This is a genomic window from Candidatus Infernicultor aquiphilus (genome assembly GCF_002784285.1).
In the GTDB taxonomy this organism is placed as follows: Bacteria; Atribacterota; Phoenicimicrobiia; order Phoenicimicrobiales; family Phoenicimicrobiaceae; genus Infernicultor; species Infernicultor aquiphilus.
In genome coordinates, this window is sequence record NZ_PFKO01000167.1 from 1 (window position 1) to 1,126 (window position 1,126).

At 37.8% G+C, this 1,126-nt stretch carries 2 protein-coding genes; both read left to right on the top strand.

Features of this window, described 5'->3' with window-relative positions; all coding sequences use genetic code 11:
* Nucleotides 1-609: L-ribulose-5-phosphate 4-epimerase (locus COZ07_RS04590; RefSeq protein ID WP_406607408.1), on the top strand; the 609-nt coding region annotated here is incomplete at its 5' end.
* A gap of 15 nt (nucleotides 610-624) precedes the next feature.
* Nucleotides 625-1,126, top strand: a 502-nt coding sequence (locus COZ07_RS04595; protein ID WP_406607409.1) for an FGGY family carbohydrate kinase, incomplete at its 3' end; no start/stop codon positions are given.

Below are 1,126 nucleotides of genomic sequence, written 5' to 3' on the forward strand. Positions count from 1 at the left end.
GCTCACCTGAACCTTTGGGAGAACAGATTAGTCATGTGGACATCTGGGAACGTAAGCGCTCGGGAGCCTAAAACTAATCTTGTGGTTATCAAACCAAGTGGTGTTCCTTATAGTGAATTATCACCTGATAATTTGGTAGTTGTTGATCTAAATAGCAAGAGGGTAGAAGGACAATTAAGACCATCGGTGGATATGGCAACACACCTCTACATTTACAGACATATGCCTGAGGTTAGATCAGTCATCCATACTCACTCTACTTATGCCAGTGCCTTTGCTGCTATAGGTGAGCCAATTCCAGTTTGCCTTACCGCCATGGCAGATTTTTTTGGTGGTAATATTCCTCTAGGTGAACTGGTATTAATAGGAGGAGAAGAAATAGGAAAAGAAATTGTTAGTAAGATTGGCGATTCAAAGGCTATAATCATGAAAAATCACGGACCTTTTACGGTAGGGAAAAATGTTAACGAAGCTCTACAAGCTGCAATATTTTTGGAAGAAAGTGCAAAAATTCTAATCATGGCTAAAATTCTGGGAGAACCTCAATCTATTCCAGAATCTATGGTAAATATACTTCATAAAAACTATACTGAAAAATATGGACAATAAAGGAGATAAAATATTATGCGCAATGAATATCTTTTAGGTACAGATATAGGTACACAGGGTACCAAGACGGTACTGGTAAACCCTGAGGGTAAGATAATTGCCTCTGCGTTTTCTGAGTACGATGTAATAAAACTAAAACCTTCCTGGGCAGAACAATGGCCGGAGGTATGGGTAAAAGCCACCTTTGATACCATTAGAGATACATTAGAAAAATCAAGAGTAAAACCTTCTGATATCGCTGGGATTGCCTTGAGTGGACTTTATGGTGGCTCAGGTATACCAGTTGATCAAGATATGAATCCTATAAGACCTTGTCTTATATGGATGGATAGGCGGGCGACAGATGAAGTGCAATGGGTAAAGGAAAATGTTGATAAAGATAAGATATTTGAAATTACTGGTAATTATGTGGATTCTTACTATGGATTTACCAAGATGATGTGGATTAAAAATAATGAGCCAAATAATTGGCACAAGATATTCCAGTTTATAACCCCCAAAGATTATGTTATCTATA